Raw genomic sequence first — 23,026 nt, 5'->3', positions numbered from 1 at the left:
TTCTCCAGGCCGGTCCCGGCCGCGAAGGCCGCCTGATCTGTGGCCTCGTGGGCGGCATCCGCGCCGCCACCCGGCCGACGTACGTCAGATCCGCCCCGGCCGTCGCCGTCCCCTCCAGGCGTCCACCGACCAGTAGGCCGCGCCGGCGAGCAGCAGAGGCAGCCAGGCCATGAGGTAGACGAGGTCGTTGCCGTAGTAGTACGGCTCGGTCTGCCAGCTGACGGTCAGCCACAGGCTCAGGGAGATCAGCGCCCCGCCGAGTGCCGCGAGCCGGGCCCACAGGCCGGCCAGGGTGCCGAGGCCGACGAGGAGTTCGCCGATCGCGAGGGCGTAGCCGAAGCCCGCGGGACCCTTCAGGGCCAGGTCGACCAGGCCCGGGATCGCCGCGCTGTCGCGTACGGCGTGCATCGTCTCGCCGATGGACCCTGCGCCGCTCGCCGACAGGAACGTGCTGTCGGTCAGCTTGTCGAGCCCGGCGTAGACGAAGGTGACGCCGAGGAAGATCCGCAGGGGCAGCAGCGCGTACTCCGCCGCCCGGTCCCTGAGACTCCTCGGTTCGTCCAGCCCGTAGGAACCGCCCCTGTACCCGTTCATCACTGCCCCGCCTTCCGTTGGCCCGTCACCTGACCCTACGTATGCGAGTCCGGGACGGCTCACCGGGTGGGCGGGTCAGTCCATGACGTCGATGAGGCAGGAGTTCGTCTCCACGCCCGCCGCCGTGACGACCTGCACCTCCACCGCGCCCGGTTCGACCTCGACGGGTACCGGAACGGTGAGCACGGTGTCCGCCGGGTTGGCGAAGCCCCCGGTCACCGGGATGAGGGGAACGTGCACGTGCACCCGCCCGATCCTGACGACGACCCGCGCCAGCCGGTCGGGGCTGCCCGCTCCCGGCGGGACGAAGCCCGCGCCGCGGATCTCGATGTCGTCGCCGGTACGGATCGGGGCGTCCAGGTCTCCGGCCTCCCGGGCCCGGACCACCGACAGGACCACGGGCCGGCCGCCCTCCACGTACTTGCCGGCGAAGTACGTCGCGGCCGAGACCGCCACCAGGACCGCAAGACCCCAGGGGAGGTCCGGCAGTTGTTCCGGGCGGCGGGCCAGCCGGACCGCGGCGAAGAGCACGGCCACGGTGCTGACCAGCACGTACTGCACATCGGTGAAGCTGCCGCGCCCGGAGTCGTCGGTCAGCAGGTCGGCGGCGCGCGGCCGGTCGGCGCGGAGCTTCTGCAGCCGCTGGCCCAGCACGCGCACGGTCACCACCCGGCGTACGACGACGGCGACGGCGCACACCAGGGCCAGCACGGTCAGCACGCCGGCCGAACGGACCAGGTCCAGGCCCTCGATCAGGGTGTCACGGTCGGCGTGGTCGGACGCGCCGGCCAGTTGGAGCGCGAGGACGAGCACGGCGAAGACGGCGAGGAGGACCCAGGACGCGGCGACGGTGCGCGAGGTGGAGAGCCGGTTGTCCTCGCCGATGAGCGGGGCGAGCAGACCGCCGCGGGCCCGGTGGAGCCTGGCGGCGCCGGTCAGCAGGCCGGCGGTCGTACAGGCGGCGATCAGGCCCGCGGTGCGGGCGGTGGACCAGCCGGCGCCGATGGCGGTGACGGCCTCGCCGACGACCAGCAGGGCGACACCGCCCCAGACCACGGCCAGGGTGCGCTGCCAGAGCGTGTGGAGCCAGGCGTCACCGGCCTCGCGGCTGCGTTCGGCGACGGTGCGGGCCGACTGGGTCAGCTCGTCCGACACCCACTGCCGGGACGCGGAGACGGACTGGGCGACCCCGCCGGGCAGGCCCTTCCCGGCGGCGAGTTCGTCCCGCTTGGTGAGGAAGGCGGCCACGGCCCGCCGGTGACCTTCGCGTGCTCCGTGCGGGCAGTCGCCGCACGTACAGCCACCGCCGTGCGTGCTTTTCGCCCTCGCCTCGTCCAACGCCACGGAGAACGCCGCCCTTTCCTACCCTGATCGAACCAACTCGCCGCTTATTTCTGCGAATTGTGCCGTACGGATCGGGATCTCCCCGCATCGGGGCGAGCCCGGGGCCCGTCTCGCAGAAACGTGCGATTCCCGGGCGCCGGTCAGGAGGCGGGCGGGGCGTTTCCCTCCGGTGGACACGACGATGCCGCCGCCCCCGTGGAGGGGCGGCGGCATCGGCCGGTTCCTGCGGGGAGGGTCACTCCCACTCGATGGTCCCCGGCGGCTTGCTCGTCACGTCGAGCACCACACGGTTGACGTCGGCGACCTCGTTGGTGATGCGGGTCGAGATCTTCGCCAGCGTCTCGTAGGGCAGCCGCGACCAGTCGGCCGTCATGGCGTCCTCGGAGGAGACCGGGCGCAGCACGATCGGGTGGCCGTAGGTGCGGCCGTCGCCCTGGACGCCGACGCTGCGGACGTCCGCGAGCAGGACCACGGGGCACTGCCAGATGTCGCGGTCCAGGCCGGCGGCGGTCAGCTCCTCGCGGGCGATGGCGTCGGCCTCGCGCAGCAGGTCGAGCCGCTCCTTGGTGACGTCGCCGACGATGCGGATGCCGAGGCCGGGGCCGGGGAACGGCTGGCGCTGGACGATCTCCTCCGGCAGGCCGAGCTCCTGGCCGACCATCCGGACCTCGTCCTTGAACAGCTGGCGCAGCGGCTCGACGAGCTGGAACTCGATGTCGTCGGGGAGCCCGCCGACGTTGTGGTGGGACTTGATGTTGGCGGTGCCGGTGCCGCCGCCGGACTCGACGACGTCCGGGTACAGGGTGCCCTGGACGAGGAAGGCGACCTCGGGCCCGTCCTCCTGGAGGATCTCCAGCTGGGCCTGCTCGAAGACGCGGATGAACTCGCGGCCGATGATCTTCCGCTTCTGCTCCGGGTCGGACACCCCGGCCAGGGCGTCGAGGAAGCGCTTCTCCGCGTCGACGACCTTGAGCTTCGCGCCGGTCGCGGCGACGAAGTCCTTCTCGACCTGCTCGGTCTCGCCCTTGCGCATCAGCCCGTGGTCGACGTAGACGCAGGTGAGCTGGGAGCCGATGGCCTTCTGCACGAGGGCCGCGGCGACCGCGGAGTCCACGCCGCCGGAAAGGCCGCAGATGGCGCGCTTGTCACCGACCTGCTCGCGGATCAGGGCGATCTGCTCCTCGACGACGTTGGTGGTCGTCCAGGTGGGCTCGATGCCCGCGCCGCGGTAGAGGAAGTGCTCCAGGACCTGCTGTCCGTAGGTCGAGTGCAGGACCTCCGGGTGGTACTGGACGCCGTAGAGCTTCTTCTCGTCGTTCTCGAAGGCGGCGACCGGGACGACATCGGTGGACGCGGTCACGGTGAAGCCCTCGGGGGCGGCGGAGCAGGCGTCGCCGTGCGACATCCAGACCGACTGCTCGGAGGGCGTGCCCTCGAAGAGGGTGGAGCCCGCCTTGGAGACGGCGAGGGAGGTGCGGCCGTACTCGCGCGCGCCGTTGTCGTCGACCGTGCCGCCGAGGACGGTCGCCATCAGCTGGAAGCCGTAGCACATGCCGAAGACCGGGACCCCGGCCTCGAAGAGCGAGCGGTCGAGGCGGGGCGCGCCCTCCGCGTACACCGAGGACGGGCCGCCGGACAGGATGATCGCCCGGGGGTTCCTGGCCAGCATCTCGGCCACCGGCATGGTGGACGGGACGATCTCGCTGTAGACCCGGGCCTCGCGGACCCGACGGGCGATGAGCTGGGCGTACTGCGCGCCGAAGTCGACGACCAGGACGACGTCCGTCGTGGTGTCGGGGGCGGCGGGGGGTGCTGCTGGCACGGGGGCGGCCTTCCGGCGGTGGAGAGGGGGTCGGTCCTCCCGATTCTACCGGCCGTGGGACATCGCCCCGCCGGGCTCCCGTCTCACCATCCGGGCCCCACGTGGACCCGGGCCCGGGGCGGGGGCCATACTGGGCCCATGCGTCAGCACACGATCTTCGTCTTTACCTATGGCACCCGGCCCGCCGGCTGCCACGGTCGTGCTGCTTGAGCATCTGACAAGCAACGTTCCAGGCGCCCCGGGCCGACAGGCCCGGGGCGTTCTGGCGTTCCGGTCCAGTCGCTCCGGGGTCCTCAGCCCACCGGGAGTCACAGATGACCAGCACCGCACCCACCCAGTCGGCCGCCGAGCGCACCGGCGCGCACTCCGCCGAGGCCGCGTCCCTGATCGGGGACGCCCGGTCGCGCATCGACGCGCTGGACGACCGGATCATCGGTCTCGTCCAGGAACGGATGGCCGTCTCGGCGGTGATCCAGGAGGCGAGGATCACGTCCGGCGGACGCCGGGTGAACCTCTCCCGGGAGATGGACGTCCTCGGCCACTACAGCGACGCCCTGGGCAAGCCGGGCACCGCCCTCGCCATGACGCTGCTGGAGCTGAGCCGCGGCCGGGTGTGACGTGCACCGAGGGGCGGGGTGCGGGTGCGCGGAGGCGGCCGGGCCCGGCGGGGCGGTGCGGTGCGGTGGGCCTTTCTGCCGGGCCGTACGGCCGCACCGGCCTCCGGCGCTCCTCACCCGTACGGCGCGTGACCGGGCTCCGGCCCGCTTCGTCGGTCCGGGTGTCCGTGCCGGGCGGCGGTATCGGCAGGAGGCCGCGCCCGGCTCCGCGGGGACGTGTGACGTGCCTGAGGTGCGTCGTGGGACCACGCCCCGGCGCGGGTGACCGGACGGCACGGGACAGCCGTCCGGTCACCCGTGCGTACGGCGCCGGAGGCACCCCGGACCGGACGGCACCGGCCCGCGGCCGCCTCCCAAGCCCGGGGCCACGGCGGACACCGTGACCGCCGCAGACACCGCAGACACCGCAGACACCGCGAACGTTGCGGGCAGCACGGCCGCCACCGGCCTCAGCGGCGCTGAGCGCGGGGCCGGGTCGCCGCGAGGAGCACCGTTCCGGCGGCCACGGCGACGGCCGCGACGGCGCCGGTCGTGAGGGCGGCGGTGCCGGTGGACGCGAGGCCGCCGCCCGTGTACGACGTGGCGGAACCGGACGTGCCGGTGGTCCCCGGGCCGGCCGCTGCACCCGCGGTCCCCGTGGGCTGCTCGTCGCCGTCACCGTCCGGGTCCTGCGTGGAACCGCCCGCGGCGGCACCCTCCGAGGTGCCACCGGAGTTCCCGGCGCCGGAGTCCCCGCCGCCCAGCACGAGATACGCGGTGTTGTCCGCCGGCTCCGGGTCGAAGGGCAGAGCGGGGTCGCTCAGCCAGGTGTTGCGGATCCGGACGGCGCCCCGGGCTCCGGGGACCACCTCGGTGATCTTCAGCTCGAACCGGTACCGGGTCTCGGCACCGTCGCGGACGGCCATCGACGTGTCGCAGACGTAGCGGGGTGCGGCGTGCTGGTCCTCGCGGTACGTGCCCTTCGCCGTCACCCCCTGGCAGGAGTCCGGCCGGGCGGTGACCTCGGCGCCCTCGGGGACGGTGAAGTCGAAGGTGGCGACGGGCTCACCGGACCGGATGTAGCCGATCCACGCGGGTCCGTCGTTGCGGAAGCCGAGGTCCGCGGTGACGGTCTCGCCCACGGCGCCGCCGGTCCTGCCGCCCACCGCGACGAAGTTCGCGGTGTTCTCCGTACGGAAGTCGGCCTCCTGCTGGTTGTCCCAGGGGTCGAGGTCCGCGCTCCGGGCGGAGGAGCCGGTCCTCCGCACGGTCAGTTCGGGTCCCGTGCCGCGGGTGAAGGGCGCCCCCGCGCGCCGGGCGGAGCGCTGTGCGGCGCTGTCCTCGTCGATCCGGTGGATGAAGGTGTCGTAGTAGGCGCGCTCGGTGGCAACGACCGACAGCGGCTCCGCCAGCGTGTAGGTGGCGCCCGGCTCGAAGGAGCCCGGCACCGAGCACAGGGCGGTGGCCCAGACGAAGCCCTCGAACGGCTCCTCCCCGGCCTCGTCGTCGTACGCGCAGTTGGCGTACCGCTCGGGGATCTCCAGGCCGCGCGAGTACCTCAGGGTCAGCAGGACGCCGTCGGCGGCCCTGGTGCCCCGGTTGGTGAACGTGATCGGTGCGAGCTGCACGTCGCCCGGGCGGAGCCGGTGCTCGAAGGGGAGCGGCTCCATGACCAGGTCGGGGCCGCCGACGGTCACCCGCGTCGAGAAGGGGGTGAAGGTGGCGCCGTCCGCCGAACCGGTCACCTCGATGGTGCCGGAGGCGCCGTCCTCGCTGCCCTCGGCGGCGACCAGGTCGAAGTCGGCGACGGAGCTGAAGCCGGCGTGGACGCCGTAGTCGTGGCAGACCGCCGTGTCCCCGCTGATCTCGCAGTCCGATCCGGTGTCCTCGGCCGGAAGGAGCTCGGCCACGCCCTCGATGCCGGCGAGGTCGAGGGTGTAGGTCACCTCGCCCCGGTAGTCCGTGCCGTCCGGGCCCGGGTGGCGGACGGTGAGCCCGAGCGAGGACCGCTGGGGGTTCCCGCTCTCCGGACGGGGGTGCACCGCGGTCTCGGCGGGGCCGCCGAGGGTGAAAGCAGGGGCGTCCGCCCGCGCCGGGGTGCCGACGGCGAGCGAGCCGGCGGCGAGCAGCCCGGCGGCGGCGAGACCTCCTGCCGCGCGGCGCAGCACTGCTCGGGGGGAAAGGCGTGTCATCGCGAACCTCGTGGGGGATCGGCATAGCTGTGTGACTGCTGTGACTGCTGTGACTCGGTACGGGTTCGACCGCCGCACGGCGCCGAGAGTTGCGCCGGACAAGATCACGAAAGGAGCACGCCCCCGCCGGGGCCCAGACTCGGCGGGGGCACGGTGAAGACCCGGCATGGGCCTCCGCGGAGACCTCGGCAAGGACCTCGGCACCGGCCCCTGCTGCCGGGACGCGGCCGCCGGTTCCGTTCCCCCGGCGTCGGCGCAGGGGGGCGACGGCGGTGCGAAGTCCCGGGGGTGCGGCAGCATCCCCGCCCCGGGACGTACGCCGAGGGGCCGCACCCGGAGTGCGGCCCCTCGGCGTTCACCTGTTCAGACCTCCTCGGCGGCGGTCCTCGGCGGGACCGCGGGCATCCCCAGGAACGGCAGCTTCAGCGCGCCGAAGGCCTCCTCCGGCACGGCGGGCGCCTGCGGTTCGACCGCGGCGAGCCGTTCGTAGGCGGCGCCCTGCGCCGGGCGCGGGTCGGCCTCGCCCTTGTTGGGCCAGAAGGACATCGCGCGCTCGGCCTGCGCGGTGATGGTCAGCGAGGGATTGACCCCGAGGTTGGCCGAGACGGCGGAGCCGTCGACCACGGAGATCCCGGGGTGCCCGTACAGCCGGTGGTAGGGGTCGATGACGCCCTCCTGCGGGCTCGCGCCGATCGGGCAGCCGCCGAGGAAGTGCGCGGTCAGCGGGGTGCCCATCAGCTCCCCGACGTTCGATCCGGCGAAGCCGTTGATCTCCTGGGCGAGCAGCGTCGCGCCCTGGGTGGCCTCGGCGATCTGCGTCGGGTTGGGCGAGCCGTGGCCCTGCCGGGCGGTGAGCAGGCCCTTTCCGACACCGCCGGGCTTGCGGTACGCGGTCAGCGAGTTGTCCAGCGACTGCATGACGAGGCCGATGATGGTCCGCTCCGACCAGCGCCGGTTGGACAGCGACCGCATGAGGAGCCACGGGTGCCGGGCCGCGTTGCCGAACCAGCCCAGGACCCGGTGGGTGCTGTAGGGCACCTGGAGGATGGTCAGCGCGCCCATGGCGTTGGAGCCCTTGCCGTACCGCACGGGCTCGATGTGGGTGTTCGCGTCCGGGTGGATCGACGAGGTGATGGCGACGCCCCGGGTGAAGTCGGCCTTCGCGGTGCCGTGCTTCCTGCGGTAGCGGCGGTCGCTGGTCTGCGCCCCCACCAGGCCCTCGGAGTTGGTCCGGGTCAGCTCGCCGAGCCGGGCCGAGAGCCGGGGCAGCAGCCCCTCGTCCTTCATGGTGTGCAGCAGGGTCTGGGTGCCGTAGGTCCCGGCCGCGACGACGACGTACCGGGACCGCAGCACGGTCGGTGCGGCCTTGCGGCGCCGGTGCGTGGGAACCGTCGAGACGCGGTGGCCGCCGTCCGGGCCGTCGGTGACGGCGACGACGGACGTCATCGGGTGGATGACGGCGCCGGCCTTCTCCGCCAGGTAGAGGTAGTTCTCGTTGAGGGTGTTCTTCGCGCCGTGGCGGCAGCCCGTCATGCATTCACCGCACTGGGAGCAGGCCTTGCGCGCCGGGCCCGCGCCCCCGAAGTAGGGGTCGGCCGTCTCTCCCCCGGGCTTCGCGCGGGCGGTGCCGTCGGCGTCCTGGCCGTCCCCGAAGAAGACCCCGACCGGGGCCAGGTGGAAGGTGTCGCCGACGCCCATGGTCTCGGCCACGGCCTTCAGGTGCACGTCCGCCGGGGTCACGGTCGGGTTCAGCCGCACCCCGAGCATCCGCTTCGCCTGGTCGTAGTACGGCGCCAGCTCGGCCTTCCAGTCGGTGATGCCGGACCACTGGCGGTCCTCGAAGAAGGGGGCGGGCGGCACGTACAGGGTGTTGGCGTAGTTGAGGGAGCCTCCGCCGACGCCCGCGCCGGCCAGCACCATCACCTTGCCGAGCAGGTGCACCCGCTGGATGCCGAACAGGCCGAGCGCCGGGGCCCAGAGGTAGTTCTTGACGTCCCAGGAGTTCTTGGGCAGCGTCGCGGGCGTGAAGCGGCGGCCCGCCTCCAGGACGCCGACCCGGTACCCCTTCTCGCTGAGCCGCAGGGCCGAGACCGCGCCGCCGAAGCCCGAGCCGACGACGAGGACGTCGTAGTCGTACGCGTCGTCGTCCGCCGCCGGAGCGGCCGGACCGGCCTGGTTCTGGGCATGGCTGTCCTGGGACATGGCTCTCCTCGGTGCGGAAAGGACGGACGGGTGGGTGGGTGGGGCGCGGAGCAGGGACGGAGCGGAAGGGGCCGGGGCGGTGTCAGCGCAGCCGGAGTGCCTTCATCACCGCGAGGCTGCGGCTCATGAAGGCCGCGTACTTCTCGTCGTCCATCCCGAACGCCGGGGCGAGGGGCATCAGCCGCTGCTGTGCCACCGTCTGGGCCTCGGTGTACTTCAGGATGCCCTCGGAGCCGTGGCGCCGGCCGAGACCGGAGTCCTTCATGCCGCCCATGGGCGACTGGACGCTGCCGTACGCGGGTGCGTAGCCCTCGTTGATGTTGACCGTGCCGGTCCGCAGCCGCGCGGCGACGCTGTGCCCGCGCCCGCTGCTCCTGGTCCAGACACTGGAGTTGAGGCCGTACGGCGTGGCGTTGGCGAGGGCGACGGCCTCGGCGTCGTCACGGAAGCGGTAGACGGAGACGACGGGCCCGAAGGTCTCCTCACCGCACACCGCCATGGGTGCCTCCACGCCGTCGAGGATCGTCGGCTCGTAGAAGAGGGGGCCGATGTCGGGGCGGGCGACACCGCCCGCGACGAGCGTGGCGCCCTTCTCCACGGCTTCCGCCACGTGCCGGCTGACGGTCTCCAGCTGCCGTTCGCCGACGAGGGAGCCCATGTCGGCGCCGTAGGCGAGGGAGTTGCCGAGCCGCATGGCCTTCGTACGGGCGGCGAAGCGCTCCACGAAGGCGTCGGCGACCGACTCGTGGACGTAGAGCCGCTCGATGGAGATGCAGAGCTGTCCGGCGGAGGAGAAGCAGGCGCGGACGGCGCCCGCGGCGGCCTTCTCCACGTCGGCGTCCTCCAGCACCAGCATGGCGTTCTTGCCGCCGAGTTCGAGGGACACGCCGACGAGCCGGGCGGCGGCGCCCTGGGCGACCTCCCGGCCGGTGCGGGTGGAGCCGGTGAAGGAGACGTAGTCGGCACGGCTGACGACCTCGGGGCCCACGACGGGGCCCTCGCCGATGACGACCTGGAACACCTCGGCGGGCAGCCCGGCCTCGATCAGCAGGTCGCGTGCCCACAGGGCGGTCAGCGCGGTCTCCGTGTCGGGCTTCATCACGACGGCGTTGCCGGAGACGAAGGCCGGCAGCGCGTCGCCGACGGACAGTTCGAGCGGGTAGTTCCAGGGGGCGATCTGGCCGACGACCCCGCGCGGCTGGCGGAGTTCGGTGACCTTGGTGAGGGTCGGGACGACGCCGGTGTGGCGCTTGGCCTTGAGGTACGAGGCGGCCGTGCGCCCGTAGTGCCGGGCGGCGACGGCGACGGCCTGCACCTCCTCGTGGGCGTGCAGCCGGGCCTTGCCGGTCTCCAGCTGGATGAGGTCGAGGACCTCGGACTGACGCCGCAGGACCAGGTCGTGGAAGCGCAGCAGCACGGCGGCCCTGGCGCGCACCGGCGTGGCGGCCCACGCGGGCTGGGCCGCACGGGCACGGTCGAAGGCCGTGGCGACGTCCTCGGGCGTGGACTCGGGCAGCTCGGCGAGCCTCTCCCCGGTGAAGGGGCTGTGGTTGGCCGTGCGGCCGGAGCCGACGACGTCACGGGTCAGCCGGGCGATCACCTCGGGGGTGACCACGTCGGCGGCGGTGCGCGCGTGCGCCGGGGCGGCGGCCACCGGATTGGTGCCGACGCGGCTGCCGGAGGCGGCGGGCGTGGTCGTGGAGGCCTGCGAGTCCGTCATGAGGGCGAGAGTATGTCCACCCGCCCACTTTGGGTACCCGTGGGTAACAGGTTTTCACAGACCCTGCGGGAGACGCCTGCGGAGTCCCTTCATTCAGCCAGTGATCACTGGCGGCATAACCGCTGATCAGGAGCGATACACCGCCGCTCGGCGGATCCCGGGCCGCCGGACGTGAAGGTTCGGCCGTCAGCCGGTCCGCTCGGGCGGTTCCCAGCTGCGCAGCATCGTCTCGAAGGTCTTCCGGCTCTCCTCCCGGTCCTCCTCGGGACCGGTCATGTAGAGGGCGTACTCCGGTCCGCCCGTCTCCGCGAAGTACATCTGGTCGATGCCGTGGCGCGGTCCCGGGTGGTCCTTGGACTCGACCCAGGTGAACTCCCAGCGGGAGCCGGGACGGTCCCGGAAGACGTTCTCCTCCAGCGTCAGCCGTGCGTACGCGGGCAGGCGCACGGACAGGTCCTTCTCGATGCTGCGCATGTGCGCGTAGGAGGTGCCGAAGTCCGGATCGGGGTCGAGGCTGATGCGGACACGGTGCGCGCCCTCGTCCGGGGTGTAGTCGATCTGGCCCTTGTCCGTGCTGCGCTCCCAGCCCTCCGGGACGGCGAGGCTGAAGCCCTCGGGGTCGGTGACCCTCTTCCATCCGTCGGGGATGTCCTTCACCGGGGCGTCTCCCCCGGTCTGCCCGTCGGTGGCGGAGGGGCCCGGTGCGGCGCTGCTCCGCCCCCCGCCGCCCGCGGTGCCCCCGTCCCGGTCCTGCGCCTTCATCGCGACGAGGCCGGCCGCCCCGCCGAGCACCGCGGCCGCGGCGACGACCACCAGGACGGTGCGCCAGCGGCCCGCACCGGCCCGGGCGGGGGACGCCGCGGTGTACGGGGCCGACGGCTCCGGGGCCTGGGCTCCCGACCTCGGGAGGCGCTCGGTGGAGCCCTCCGGCGTGGGGACGGGCCGCAGATCGTCCCCGGAGAGCCGCTGCGTCGGCACGTGCGCCTGTGCGGCGCGCGGTCTGCGCCCCTCCATCGCGTCCAGCAGCATGCGCTCCGCCTGCTCGGCGGTCGGGCGCTCCGCGGGGTCCTTGCGCAGCAGCGCGGTGATCACCGGCGTCAGCGCACCCCCGCGCGCCGGCGGGGGCGGTTCCTCCCCGACCACGGCCTGCATGGTGGAGATGGGCGACGTGCGGCGGAACGGCGAGTTCCCCTCGACCGCCGCGTAGAGCGTGGCGCCCAGCGACCAGAGGTCGGACGCGGGCCCCGGGTCGCCGCCGCGCACCCGCTCGGGTGCCAGGTAGTCGATGGAACCGACCAGCTCGCCCGTCCGGGTGATGGTGGAGTCGCCCTCGATGGCGGCGATCCCGAAGTCGGTCAGCAGGACCTGTCCGTCCCGGGCGAGCAGGACGTTGGCCGGTTTCACGTCCCGGTGCAGGACCCCCGCGCCGTGGGCGGCCCGCAGGGCGCTCAGCACGTGCAGCCCGATCCTGGCCGCCTCGCGCGGCTCGACCTCGCCGGACTCCTTCGCCGCGTCGGCGAGCGAGGGCCCGTCGACGTACTGCATGACGATCCAGGGGCGGTGGTCGTACTCGATGACGTCGTGGACCGTGACGACGCCCGGGTGCGTGATCCGGGCCGCCGCGCGCGCCTCCTTCTGCGTCCGGGCGTGCAGGACGGCGCGGTCGGACTCGGAGGCGTACAGCCCGGCGGTCAGTTCCTTGACGGCCACGGTCCGGTGGAGCACCTCGTCGTGAGCGCGCCACACCTTGCCCATGCCGCCGCGGCCCAGGACGTCACCCAGGCGGTACCGTCCGGCCAGTACGATCTCCGCGTCCGTGCCCTGTGCGTGTTCCACGTGTGTCCCCGCCCCGTTCCTTGGGACGACAGGGTACGGAGGGGAGGCGGTGCCACGGAACCTCGCACCGCTCACGAGACCGCACTGTGATGCTTGTCGCGTTCCGCTGTCGACGGGTCAGGACCCGGCGCGGTAGGAGGAGATGGCCTGCCCGTAGATCTCGGCGACCTTGTCCCGCTCGTTCTCCGGGCCGATGACCTGCACGACGTGGTACCGGCCGTCCACGATCAGGACCAGGTTGCGGACGTACACCTGACGGCCGCTGCTCTCCTGCCAGGTGAACTGCCCCTCCGCCATGGCCTGTCGGCCGACGTCGACGCGTCGCAGACCGGTGGAGGTGGCCCAGCTGGACTCGCGGAAGGGCCGCAGCTCGGGCTCCGCGGTCCGCTGGTAGTCCAGCGGGTCGTCGCCGTTGGCCTTGACGGTGTCCCGGCCGGGCACGATCAGCACACTGAACCCGTCGCTGCCGTACCGGACCTGACGGTCCGCGTTGGCCGGGCTGCGCTGCCAGTCCTTCGGCACGCCGATCTCGAACCCCTCGGCGTCCTTGCGCAGGGCGTAGCCGGACGCCAGGGCGACGGCGGAGCGGCTGGTCTGCGGCTGCTGCGAACCGGACGACGCCGAGGACCCCTTCGACGGTGCGGAACCCTCCGGCGGCGCGTCCCCGGAGGAGGCGGACGGGCCGCTGCCGGGGTCCGCGGGTGCGACGGAGTCGGAGGGCGCCGCCCCCGTGCCCTCGCCCTCCTTGGGCATGAACAGCACGGCGTAGGCGACGGCCGCGGCCATCGCGAGCAGGATCAGGACCAGCAGCAGGCGCCCGAGCCGTCGCGGCGCCCGGCCGCCGGGCGGCGGCTGCCGCAGCACCTTGGGCCCCTTGGGCTCCCGGGGCGGCCGGGACGGCTTCTCGTACGCCTGCGGCTGCTCGTACACCTGCTGCTCGTAGCCCTGCTGCCCGAAGGCCTGCTGCTCGTGGGCCTGTGGTGTCCCGCGGCGCCGTGACCGCCCCTGGCGGTGCCGGCCGTGGGCCGCGCCGCCGCGTCCCCAGCGGCGGCGCACCAGCTCGCCCCGGCGGCGCACGATCGGCAGACGGGTGGCGTCGGCCGGCGGCATCGTGACGATGTCGATGCCGGCCTCGGGCTCGGGGGCCGAGCGCACGAGGGAGCGCAGCCAGCCGCGCAGCTCCTCGAAGTCCGGCCGCTCCGTGGGGTCCTGGCGCAGCAGCGACTCGACGACGGGCCGCAGCGGTCCGCACTCCTCGGCGAAGGCGGGCGGTTCACCGCAGACCATCTGGACGAGCTCGGCGGCGTTCTCCTCCGGGTACGGGGCGTGGCCCTGCACCGCGCGGTAGAGCAGCGCGCCGAGCGCCCAGAGGTCGGTGGAGGGGCCGATGGGCGGGGCGAGGCGCCAGTTGTCGTGGACGGGCCCGGCCTGCTCGGGCGCCCAGCGCTCGGTGACCGCCCCGACGACGGCGATGCGGGCCTGCCGGGCGCGCTCGGCGGCGAGCGGGGTGGCCGGGCCCCGGTAGGCGGGGGCGGCGCCGCCCCCGGCGACGACCTCGCCCCAGCCGCCGGCGGCCGCCCGGGCGGGCACCGGCTCCGGCAACCCGTCCCGGCGCGCGACGTGACTGCCGCCCGGGCGGCGGGCGTCGGCGCGCAGCGCGTCCTCGCCGGAGCCGCCCCGTCCTCCGGAGCCGCCCGCGGGCACGGGACGGCCGGAGCCGGGACCGTCGCTCCAGGTGCCTGCGAGATGGACCCGCCGGCCGGGAGGCACCGGACCGCCGGGGCCGCGGCCGTCCGGACCCGCGCCGCCCGGACCCCGGCCGCCGGAACCGCCGTACGGGCCGTCAGGGCCGCCGTACGGGCCGTCGGCGTCGTCGCTGTCGTCGTCCTCTTCGTCGTCGTCCGCCGTGTCGTCCACGGCGCCGGGCGCCGTGCCGTACGGATACGGATACGGGGACTCGCCCGGCCTGCCCCAGCCGCTGGGCAGCTGAGGGCGGCCCGGGTCGGGGGCGGGAGCCGCCGGGGCGGCGGGCTCTTCCCGTCCGTCCGTCGCGGACGCGGCGTCGCGTTCCTGGTCGACGTGCCGGTGGTCCTCACCGGCGCGGGCCGCCGCACGGGCTCCCGCACGGTAGGCCGCGATGGCCCCGGCACGGGCGGCACGCGCCTGTGCGGCACTCCCGGGCGCGGGCAGCGCGGGGCGCTCCGCGTCGGTCCCGGTGCGGGGCGCGGGGGCCGGCACCCCGTCGGTGGACGCCCTGGGCGCGGGCAGCGCCTCCGGCGCGGACGCGGCGGCCGGAGGTCCGTGGGCGCCGGGCTCCGCGGCCGGCCACCGGGAGGGACCGTGCTCCTCCGTCGGCGCCTCGGCGGGCCACGGTGCGGCGGGGGGATCCACCGCGGCGGCGGGACCCGGTGCGGCGCCGGGCCGCTCCTGCGGGCCGGGCCCGGCGACGGACCGCCGGTACGGGCCGGGCTCCACCGCCTCGGGCTGGTACCGGCCGGACTCGTACCGGTCGGGCTCGTACCGGTCGGCGTCGACGGCCGGCGGTCCGTACGGGCCGGGCTCGACGGCCGGCGGTTCGTACGGGCCGGTGGGGCCGGATTCGACCGCCGGGGGCCCGTAGGTGTCCTCCTCGTCCCGCTGCGGCGCCGGAACGTATCCGCACAGCGCCTCCTCGGCCGCGCCCGCCGCGAGCCCGGTCAGCACGACGCGTCCGTCGTCGCAGACCAGCACCGTGCGGACCGTGATGTTGCGGTGCGTCCAGCCGTGCGCGTGCAGGACCCGCAGTGCCGTGAGCACGTCGGAGCCGATCTCGGCGGCCCGGTAGGGGTTGAGCGGCCGCTCCGCGAGGAGCGCGGCGAGCGGCCGTGCAGGGACGAGTTCGCTGACTATCCACAGCGATCCCGCCTCGGCGAAGACGTCGAAGACCTGGTCCAGCCGGGGATGGTCGGGCACCTGGGCGGCGGCCTGCGCGGCCTCGATCGCCCGCCGGACCGCGGGGTCCGTGGACCGCCGCACCGTGCGTCCGGTGGCGCGCCGGGCGGAGGTCAGGCCGTCGGCGTCGAGCACCTCGGCGTCCACGACCTCGGGCAGCGGCACCTGCCGGACCAGGACCTCCTGCCCGCTGTAGGTGTCGAAGGCCCGCGTCTCCGCGAGTTCGTACGCGTCGGACGGGGGCAGCGGCAGGCGGTAGCGGTCGGCAAGCACCCGACCCGCGTAGTCGTCCACGACGCCTCCCCAGAGCGCGCTGTCCCCCGGTCACCGAGACCGCGTGATTCCGTCAGTTGCGGTCACTTGCCGTGCAATTGACCTGTCGTACCAGCTGTGTACGGTTCTCGGTCTCTCACCATACGTGGCAAGTCGCGGCGGTGCGGCCGGGTCGGGGCAACCCGGCCGCCCCGCGCCTCAGTCGGTCGGCTCGAACGTGGCGAAGGCCGTTTCGCGCAGCGTCCGGCATTCCTCGCCGTCCCATGCGTCGGCCTCGCAGCTGACCATGATCGAGTAACCGTGGCCGGCGTCGACCTTGAAGCCCCGGTTGAGGACCCGGATGCGCTTGCCCTGCTGGTCGCGGGTGAACTCCCAGTCGGCGGCGGTCGGGTAGCCGTTGTACTCGACCTTCTTTATCCCGATGTGCCGGTAGCCGCTGCTGAGGCTCTTGGTGGCCCCGACCGCCCCGGACCAGGCGGCTGCGGCGTCGTTCTTCGGGGAGGAGGTGTAGTCGACCTGGACCCGCGGGAAACCGCCGTCGGCGTTGTAGATGGCACCGGAGTTCCGGCCGGCTATGGCGTCGAATGTGAAGGACCCGGGCATCGCCATCGAGAAGTGGAACTGCTTGTTGGCGACCTTCTCGTACCCCTCGGGCAGCGCGTCCGGGCCGTCACCGGGCTCGTCGGGCTCCTTCGAGGGAGACGGGTCCCCGGAGGCCTCGTCCCCGCCCTGTCCCTGACCGTCCTTGCCGCCGTCCTTCGCACCGGCGTCGGTGCTCTCCTCCTTGCCCGAGCCGCCTCCGGTGGCGGTCCCGGTGTCGTCCCCCGTGGTCGCGCCGGAGGAGGAGGCGGTGCCGCCCCCTCCGGTCCCGCCCCCGTCGCCCGTGTCGTCGCCTAGCGTGAGCGCGAGGACCGTGCCGAGGACGGCGAGCACGACGACCCCGGCGATGATCGCCAGGGTGCGGCGCGGCACCACGTCGGTGATCGACGCACGGGTCGCTGCCGGCCGTCCCGTCGAGGCCTTCCCGGCCGTGGCCGCCGGGGTGCCCGGGGCGTGCGAGGGGGCCGCGGGCGCGGCGCCCGCCGGGGACTTGGCGTTCCGTACGGACTTCAGCGCGTCGCGCAGCCGGTCCCGGGTGCTCTCGGCGATCCCGGCGACGCCCGCGGACGGGGTCACGGCGGTGGCGGCGGGGCCCGCGCTCCCGGAGCCCGCGCCGTCACCCGCCGGTCCGCCGGAGCCCGCGGCGGCCGCGGCTCCGGCGGCAGCGGCCTTCCTGCCACCGCCCTTGCCGTCGTCGCGGCCCTTCCTGCCGCCCCGGTCGCTCCCGGTGTCACCGATCGAGGGCAGGGCCATGACCTGGGTGGAGTCGGCCGGCGGCGGTACGGGGTGTTCCGGGGCGTTGATCACGGCGTTGAGCAGGACCCGCGCCCCGGCGTCGTCCAGCCGCTCGTCGGGGTCCCTGGCCAGCAGGCCGTAGATGACCTTCTCCAGCGGCCCCGCGTGCACGGGCGTCTCGACCGGCTCCGTCATGACCGCCGTCAGGGTGGCGATGGCCGAGCCCTTGTCGTACGGGGGACGGCCCTCGACGGCCGCGTACAGCAGTCCGCCGAGCGACCAGAGGTCGGCGGGCGGGCCCGGCTTGTGGCCGCGGGCGCGTTCGGGCGAGATGTAGGAGGGGGCGCCGACGAGCATGCCCGTGGAGGTGACGGAGGGGTCGCCCTCGACCTGGGCGATGCCGAAGTCCGTCAGGACGACGCGGCCGTCCTCGGAGATCAGCACGTTGGACGGCTTCACGTCACGGTGCAGGATGCCCTCGCGGTGCGCGGAGCGCAGCACGTCGAGGATGGCGAGGCCGACCTCCGCGGCACGTCTCGGCGTGAGGGTGCCGTCCTCGCGGATCACCTCGGCGAGGGACTTGCCCTCGATGAGTTCCATGACGATCCACGGCCGGTCGTCCTCGTCGACCACGTCGTAGACCGTCACGGCACTGGTGTTGCGGATCCTCGCGATCGCCTTCGCCTCACGCAGGGTCCGCGTGATCAGGCGCCGCTTCTCGTCGTCCTCGATGGACGACGGGAACCGGAGTTCCTTGACCGCGACCGTACGCCCCAACGTCTCGTCGGCTGCACGCCAGACCGTGCCCATGCCGCCCCGGCCGAGCACCTCCCCGAGGCGGTACCGCCCCGCGAGAAGGCGTCCGTCCTTGTCCCGTTGGGGCTCCCGCGACTGCTGCGCCTCCGACATGCGTCCCCTCTGCGATCAACCCGCCCTGGCAGAGCGTTCATTGTCCCTCACCTCGGGACCGGTCATGGTGCCGGGTCCGGGGTCGGCCATGATGTGGCGGGAGGAAGGAACCCCCTGCCATGCCGATACTGAGGGCGCTGCTCGCCGCCCCGCTGGTGCTGACTCTGCTCACGGTGGGATCCGCGAACCTGCCCAGCGAACCACACCTCCCGGCCGCATCGTCCTCCTTGTCCAGGCTCGTCGTCGAGGGCCCGGCCCCCGCGGCGGCGCTCCTGGCGCACGAGGGCGCACCCGGGGGCGTGGAACGGTACGAGTCCGCGGGTGCCGGCATCGGGGCGGACGACCGCTTCCGGGCGGGCAGCATCACCAAGACGTTTGTCGCGGTGGTCGTCCTCCAACTCGCCCGGGAGGGCGCGCTCCGGCTGGAGGACAGCGTCGAGGACCACCTGCCGGGTCTGGTGCACGGCCGGGGGCGCGACGGCTCCGCCATCACACTGCGCGCACTGCTGACCCACACCAGCGGCCTGTCCGACTACACGGCGGCCCTGCCCGCCTCGGACCCGGTGTTCACGGGGACCGCGGGTCCGTCGGCGGGGCCGCTCACGCCGACCGCCGCGGTCCGCGCGGCGGTGGCCCGCCCCCCGGTGGCGGCGTACGGCTCCTACGCCTACTCCAACACCAACTACGTCCTGCTCGGCCTGGTCGTCCAGCGCGTCACGGGACGGCCGTACGCCGCGGAGATCCGGCACCGCGTCCTCCTCCCCCTCCGGCTGACCGGCACCTCGCTGCCGGGATCCGACTCCGCCCTCCCCTCCCCGCACTCCCGCGGTTACCACCGCTCCCCCGTGGACGGGAGGTTGCGGGAGGTCACGGCCGTCGACCCGCGGATCGCGGGCGCGTCGGGGGAGCTGATCTCCACGCTGAGGGACCTGGACCGCTTCTACGCGGCGCTGCTGGGCGGCCGGCTGCTGGCGCCCGCCGAGCTCGCCGTGCTCCTGGACACCCGTACGGCGGGCGGTGCGTACGGGATGGGGATCTATCCGCAGCGGCTTCCCTGCGGCACCACCGTCTGGGGCCACAACGGGCTCATCGCCGGCAGCTACGCGCGGACCGCGGCCACCCGGGACGGGCGGCACGTGCTCACCTTCCGGCTGAACGCCGACGCGCGGCCCGGCACGGACCTCGAAGCGGGCCTGCTGGCGGCGGAGTTCTGCCCGCCGGCCCGCTCCGAGGGCGGCTGAGGGATCAGCCCGGCACGATGTCCGGCGCCCCCAGCCGTGCCGCGTCGGCCGTCAGATCGTCCGGCTGGCGCTGGGACTCGCGCTCCGCTTCCACCCGCTTGCGGTAGTGCTCCACCTCGCGTTCGATCCGGTCGGTGTCCCAGCCGAGCACCGGTGCCATCAGGTCCGCGCACTCGCGGGCGCAGCGGGTGCCCCGGTCGAAGGTCTCGATGGAGATCCGGGTGCGCCGGGTGAGGACGTCGTCGAGGTGCCGGGCGCCTTCGTGCGAGGCGGCGTAGACCACCTCGGCGCGCAGGTAGTCCTCGGCGCCGGTGAGCGGTTCGCCGAGCGAGGAGTCCCCCTTCACCAGCTCCAGGAGCTCCTCGGTCACCGAGCCGTACCGGTTGAGCAGGTGCTCCACCCGGACGACGTGCAGCCCGGTGCGGGCGGCGATCCTGGCGCGGGCGTTCCACAGGGCGCGGTAGCCCTCGGCGCCCAGCAGCGGGACGTCCTCGGTGACGCAGTCCGCCACCCGCTGGTCCAGCGCGTGCACCGCCTCGTCGACGGCGTCCTTCGCCATCACCCGGTACGTGGTGTACTTCCCGCCGGCCACGACGACGAGCCCCGGTGCCGGATGGGCCACCGTGTGCTCGCGGGAGAGCTTGCTGGTGGCGTCCGACTCGCCGGCCAGCAGGGGCCGGAGCCCCGCGTAGACGCCCTCGACGTCGTCCCTGCCGAGCGGGGTGTTCAGCACCGAGTTCACGCGTTCGAGCAGGTAATCGATGTCGGCGCTGGAGGCCGCCGGGTGGGCCTTGTCCAGGTCCCAGTCGGTGTCGGTGGTGCCGACGATCCAGTGCCGGCCCCACGGGATCACGAAGAGCACGGACTTCTCGGTCCGCAGGATGAGCCCGGTGGAGGAGTGGATGCGGTCCTTGGGCACGACGAGGTGGATGCCCTTGGAGGCCCGGACGTGGAACTGCCCGCGCTCGCCGATGAGCGCCTGGGTGTCGTCGGTCCAGACGCCGGTGGCGTTCACCACCTGCTTGGCGCGGATCTCGTACTCGGCGCCGCCCTCGACGTCCTGCACCCGCGCGCCGACGACCCGCTCGCCCTCCCGCAGGAAGCCGGTCACCCGCGCGCCGTTCGCCACGTGTGCGCCGTAGCTCGCGGCGGTGCGCACCAGGGTCGCGACGAACCGCGCGTCGTCCATCTGGGCGTCGTAGTACTGGAGGGCCCCGACCAGGGCGTCCTTCCGCAGGGCCGGCGCGACCCGCAGCGCGCGGCGGCGGCTGAGGTGCCGGTGGACGGGCAGTCCGCGGCCGTGGCCGGAGGACACCGACATCGCGTCGTAGAGGGCGACGCCCGAGCCGGCGTACAGGCGCTCCCAGCCCTTGTGCTGCAGGGGGTAGAGGAAGGGCACCGGCTTCACCAGGTGCGGCGCCAGCCGCTCCAGGAGCAGCCCGCGCTCCTTCAGCGCCTCGCGCACGAGGGCGAAGTCCAGCATCTCCAGATAGCGCAGCCCGCCGTGGATCAGCTTGCTCGACCGGCTGGACGTGCCGGAGGCCCAGTCGCGCGCCTCGACGAGTCCGGTGGAAAGCCCTCTGGTGGCCGCGTCCAGCACGGTCCCGGCGCCGACCACGCCCGCTCCCACGACCAGCACGTCCAATTCGCGCTCGGCCATCGCGTTCAGCGCGTCGGTGCGCTCCGCGGGTCCCAGTGTCGCTGTCCTCACTGCTGCCTCCCGGTAATCCCGGTGCATCGGGGGTGGTACGGCACGAGTGCGGGGACCGGCCGGGGGGCCGGGCGCCCGTGCCCACCCCTCGATTCTGTCCGCGGTCCACGACTTCAGCCACTGCCTGTGGACAACACCCGCCTCACAAGAGTCACAGAATGCGACATATAGGTCATATTTACGCCTAGTCTGACATAGCGCTGTCCACAGCAGTTGCACTTTCTGTCTCTTGGCCTTAGGGAAAGGACGGCCCACATGCCCGCAGACCTCGCCGTCATCGGACTCGGTCACCTCGGCCTGCCCCTCGCCCAGGCAGCCGTCGGGGTGGGGATCCACACCGTCGGCTACGACACCGACCCGCGGCCGTTCGCCGAGCTCTCCGCGGGGCGTACGCCGGTCGAGGGATCCCTCAGCGCGTCCGACATCCGCAGGATGCTCTCGCGAGGTTTCCGGCCGACCGCCGACCCGGTGGAGCTGGGCCGTGTCCGCACCGCCGCGATCTGCGCCCCGACGCCCCTCGGGCCGGACCGCACCCTCGACCTCGGCGCCGTGACGGACGCGGCCCGCGCCCTGGCGGCGCGGCTGCGCCCGCACACCACCGTCCTGGTGGAGTCCGCGGTGCCGCCCGGCACCACCGAGAACGTCGTACGCCCGCTGCTGGAGGAGGGGTCCGGGCTGCGCGCCGGCCGGGACTTCCACCTCGCCCACTCCCCCGGCCGTCTCGACCCCGGCAACCGCGTGCACACGTACGGCAACACCCCGAAGGTCATCGGCGGCCTCACGCCGGCGTGCACCGAGTCGGCCGCCGCCTTCTACGGGCGGCTCACCGACAAGGTCGTCCGGGCCCGCGGGCCGCGCGAGGCGGAGATGACGAAGGTCCTGGAGACCAACTTCCGGCACGTCAACATCGCGCTGGTCAACGAGATGGCGGTGCTCTGCCACGACCTGGGCGTCGACCTCTGGGACGTCATCAGGTGCGCCGAGACCAAGCCCTTCGGCTTCGAGGCGTTCCGCCCCGGTCCCGGCGTCGGCGGCCACGGCGCCCCGGTCGACCCCGGCTGCTTCCCGTACGACAGCCGCACCCCCGGGCACCCCCTGCGCATGGTCTCGCTGGCCAAGGAGATCAACGACCGGATGCCCAGCTATGTGATCCAGCGCTGCGCGACCCTGCTGAACGAGCACGGCAAGTCCGTCCGCGGCGCCCGGGTCCTGCTGCTCGGCGTCACGTACAAGCCCGACCTCGCCGACCAGGAGTCCTCGCCCGCCCGCGAGATCGCCACCCGGCTGATGGACATGGGCGCTCAGATCCGCTACCACGACCCGCACGTCCTGGACTGGCGGGTGCGCGAACGGCCCGTCCCGCGCGCCGACTCGCTCTACGAGGCCGCCGCCGGGGCCGACCTGACGGTGCTCCTCCAGCATCACCGCACCTACGACCTCCAGGGACTGGCGGTGAAGGCCCAACTCCTCCTGGACACCCGGGGGGCCACCCCGGCGGGAGCCGCCCACCGGCTGTAGCGGTCGCCCCCTCGCGCGGGCCCCGGACATTTCCGGTGGGCCGTGTCGGCGCGGGCTGCTAGCCTGCGGCGTCACTTCTCGCACACGCGTGCGCACCATTCCAGGGGGAACATCCAGATGAGCCAGCCCGTACAGCCGCCCAACCCGCCGCAGCAGCCCCACGGCGGCCGGCCGTCCGACGGCAACCCGTACGCGGATCAGCAGCCCGCGCCCGGCAACCCCTACGCCGGTCAGCAGGGCGCGCCGACGGGCAACCCGTACGCCGGCCAGCAGCAGGGGGCCCCGACGGGCAACCCGTTCGCGGGCCAGCAGCAGGGCGCGCCGACGGGCAACCCCTTCGCGGGCCAGCAGCCCGGCCAGTTCGCCGGCGGCTTCCCGCCCGCCCCGCCCGCTCCGCGCGGCAACGTGGGCCTCGGCATCCTGACCGCCTTCGGCACCGCGGTCGTCGCGGCGATCCTGTACGGCGTCATCGCCGGCTCCATCGAGCGCGAGGTCGGCTACGCGGCCATCGGCGTCGGCTTCCTGGTCGGTTTCGCGGCGAGCAAGGTCGGCGGGCCCCTCCCGGCGATCGGCGCGGCCAGTGCCGTCTTCGCCCTGGGCGCGGTCTTCCTCGGTCAGCTCGTCGCCATGTCGATGATCCTCGCGGACGGGCTGGGCATCGGATTCTCCGAGGTCTTCTTCGACCACTTCGGCGACGTCCTCGACGTCTGGAAGCGGGAGTCCGACTTCATGACGTACCTCTTCCTGCTCCTGGCTCCGGTCGCCGCCTTCGGTGGCGCCAAGAAGGCCGCGTAACCGGCGG

General features: G+C 73.8%; 14 protein-coding genes. 4 read left to right on the top strand and 10 right to left on the bottom strand.

What is annotated here, in order from left to right:
- Nucleotides 1-84 precede the first annotated feature (84 nt).
- From ABZ172_RS24420 to guaA, 3 genes are all read right to left on the bottom strand, one after another.
- A complete protein-coding gene (locus ABZ172_RS24420; RefSeq protein ID WP_356886402.1) occupies nucleotides 85-594 on the bottom strand; it encodes a DoxX family protein in 510 nt (169 codons plus the stop codon).
- 75 nt (nucleotides 595-669) lie between these two features.
- A complete protein-coding gene (locus ABZ172_RS24415) occupies nucleotides 670-1,938 on the bottom strand; it encodes a hypothetical protein (protein ID WP_356886400.1) in 1,269 nt (422 codons plus the stop codon).
- Between the two features lie 235 nt (nucleotides 1,939-2,173).
- Nucleotides 2,174-3,760, bottom strand: a complete 1,587-nt coding sequence (gene guaA, locus ABZ172_RS24410; protein WP_356886398.1) for a glutamine-hydrolyzing GMP synthase — start codon at nucleotides 3,758-3,760, stop codon at nucleotides 2,174-2,176.
- A 314-nt stretch (nucleotides 3,761-4,074) separates the two neighbouring features.
- Between guaA and ABZ172_RS24405 the strand changes: the two genes are divergently transcribed.
- The gene (locus ABZ172_RS24405; RefSeq protein ID WP_356886396.1) at nucleotides 4,075-4,377 is read left to right on the top strand and encodes a chorismate mutase; all 303 of its coding nucleotides are present in this window, start codon (nucleotides 4,075-4,077) and stop codon (nucleotides 4,375-4,377) included.
- Nucleotides 4,378-4,826: 449 nt separating this feature from the next.
- On the opposite strand, the gene ABZ172_RS24400 is transcribed toward ABZ172_RS24405, so the two are convergent.
- The 6 genes from ABZ172_RS24400 to ABZ172_RS24375 form a co-directional block, all read right to left on the bottom strand.
- Nucleotides 4,827-6,548 (bottom strand): peptidase, encoded by a 1,722-nt coding sequence (locus ABZ172_RS24400; protein WP_356886394.1) that lies wholly within the window; start codon nucleotides 6,546-6,548, stop codon nucleotides 4,827-4,829.
- Between the two features lie 363 nt (nucleotides 6,549-6,911).
- Nucleotides 6,912-8,750 (bottom strand): GMC family oxidoreductase, encoded by a 1,839-nt coding sequence (locus ABZ172_RS24395; RefSeq protein WP_356886392.1) that lies wholly within the window; start codon nucleotides 8,748-8,750, stop codon nucleotides 6,912-6,914.
- Between the two features lie 82 nt (nucleotides 8,751-8,832).
- Complete coding sequence (locus ABZ172_RS24390) at nucleotides 8,833-10,470, bottom strand: succinic semialdehyde dehydrogenase (RefSeq protein WP_356886390.1); 1,638 nt, start codon at nucleotides 10,468-10,470, stop codon at nucleotides 8,833-8,835.
- Between the two features lie 186 nt (nucleotides 10,471-10,656).
- Entirely contained in the window at nucleotides 10,657-12,306 is a 1,650-nt protein-coding gene (locus ABZ172_RS24385) for a protein kinase (protein ID WP_356886388.1), read from the bottom strand.
- Nucleotides 12,307-12,423: 117 nt separating this feature from the next.
- On the bottom strand, nucleotides 12,424-15,531 hold the full coding sequence (locus ABZ172_RS24380; RefSeq protein ID WP_356886386.1) for a protein kinase: 3,108 nt from the start codon (nucleotides 15,529-15,531) through the stop codon (nucleotides 12,424-12,426).
- Between the two features lie 177 nt (nucleotides 15,532-15,708).
- Nucleotides 15,709-17,754: a serine/threonine-protein kinase gene (locus tag ABZ172_RS24375; protein WP_356886384.1), complete on the bottom strand. Its 2,046-nt coding sequence runs from the start codon at nucleotides 17,752-17,754 to the stop codon at nucleotides 15,709-15,711.
- Nucleotides 17,755-17,873: 119 nt separating this feature from the next.
- Between ABZ172_RS24375 and ABZ172_RS24370 the strand changes: the two genes are divergently transcribed.
- Nucleotides 17,874-18,995, top strand: coding sequence for a serine hydrolase domain-containing protein (locus ABZ172_RS24370; RefSeq protein ID WP_356886382.1), 1,122 nt, complete (start codon nucleotides 17,874-17,876; stop codon nucleotides 18,993-18,995).
- A gap of 4 nt (nucleotides 18,996-18,999) precedes the next feature.
- Here the strand turns inward: ABZ172_RS24370 and ABZ172_RS24365 are convergent, their stop codons facing one another.
- Nucleotides 19,000-20,706 (bottom strand): glycerol-3-phosphate dehydrogenase/oxidase, encoded by a 1,707-nt coding sequence (locus ABZ172_RS24365; RefSeq protein WP_356886380.1) that lies wholly within the window; start codon nucleotides 20,704-20,706, stop codon nucleotides 19,000-19,002.
- 255 nt (nucleotides 20,707-20,961) lie between these two features.
- Between ABZ172_RS24365 and ABZ172_RS24360 the strand changes: the two genes are divergently transcribed.
- A complete protein-coding gene (locus ABZ172_RS24360; RefSeq protein WP_356886378.1) occupies nucleotides 20,962-22,224 on the top strand; it encodes a nucleotide sugar dehydrogenase in 1,263 nt (420 codons plus the stop codon).
- Nucleotides 22,225-22,341: 117 nt separating this feature from the next.
- On the top strand, nucleotides 22,342-23,019 hold the full coding sequence (locus ABZ172_RS24355) for a hypothetical protein (protein ID WP_356886376.1): 678 nt from the start codon (nucleotides 22,342-22,344) through the stop codon (nucleotides 23,017-23,019).
- Nucleotides 23,020-23,026 lie beyond the last annotated feature (7 nt).

It is taken from the genome of Streptomyces sp. NPDC006296 (assembly GCF_040613235.1).
Classification (GTDB): Bacteria; Actinomycetota; Actinomycetes; order Streptomycetales; family Streptomycetaceae; genus Streptomyces.
The sequence above is the reverse complement of the archived record's forward strand: the minus strand, read 5'-3'. Positions and strand labels throughout refer to the sequence as shown.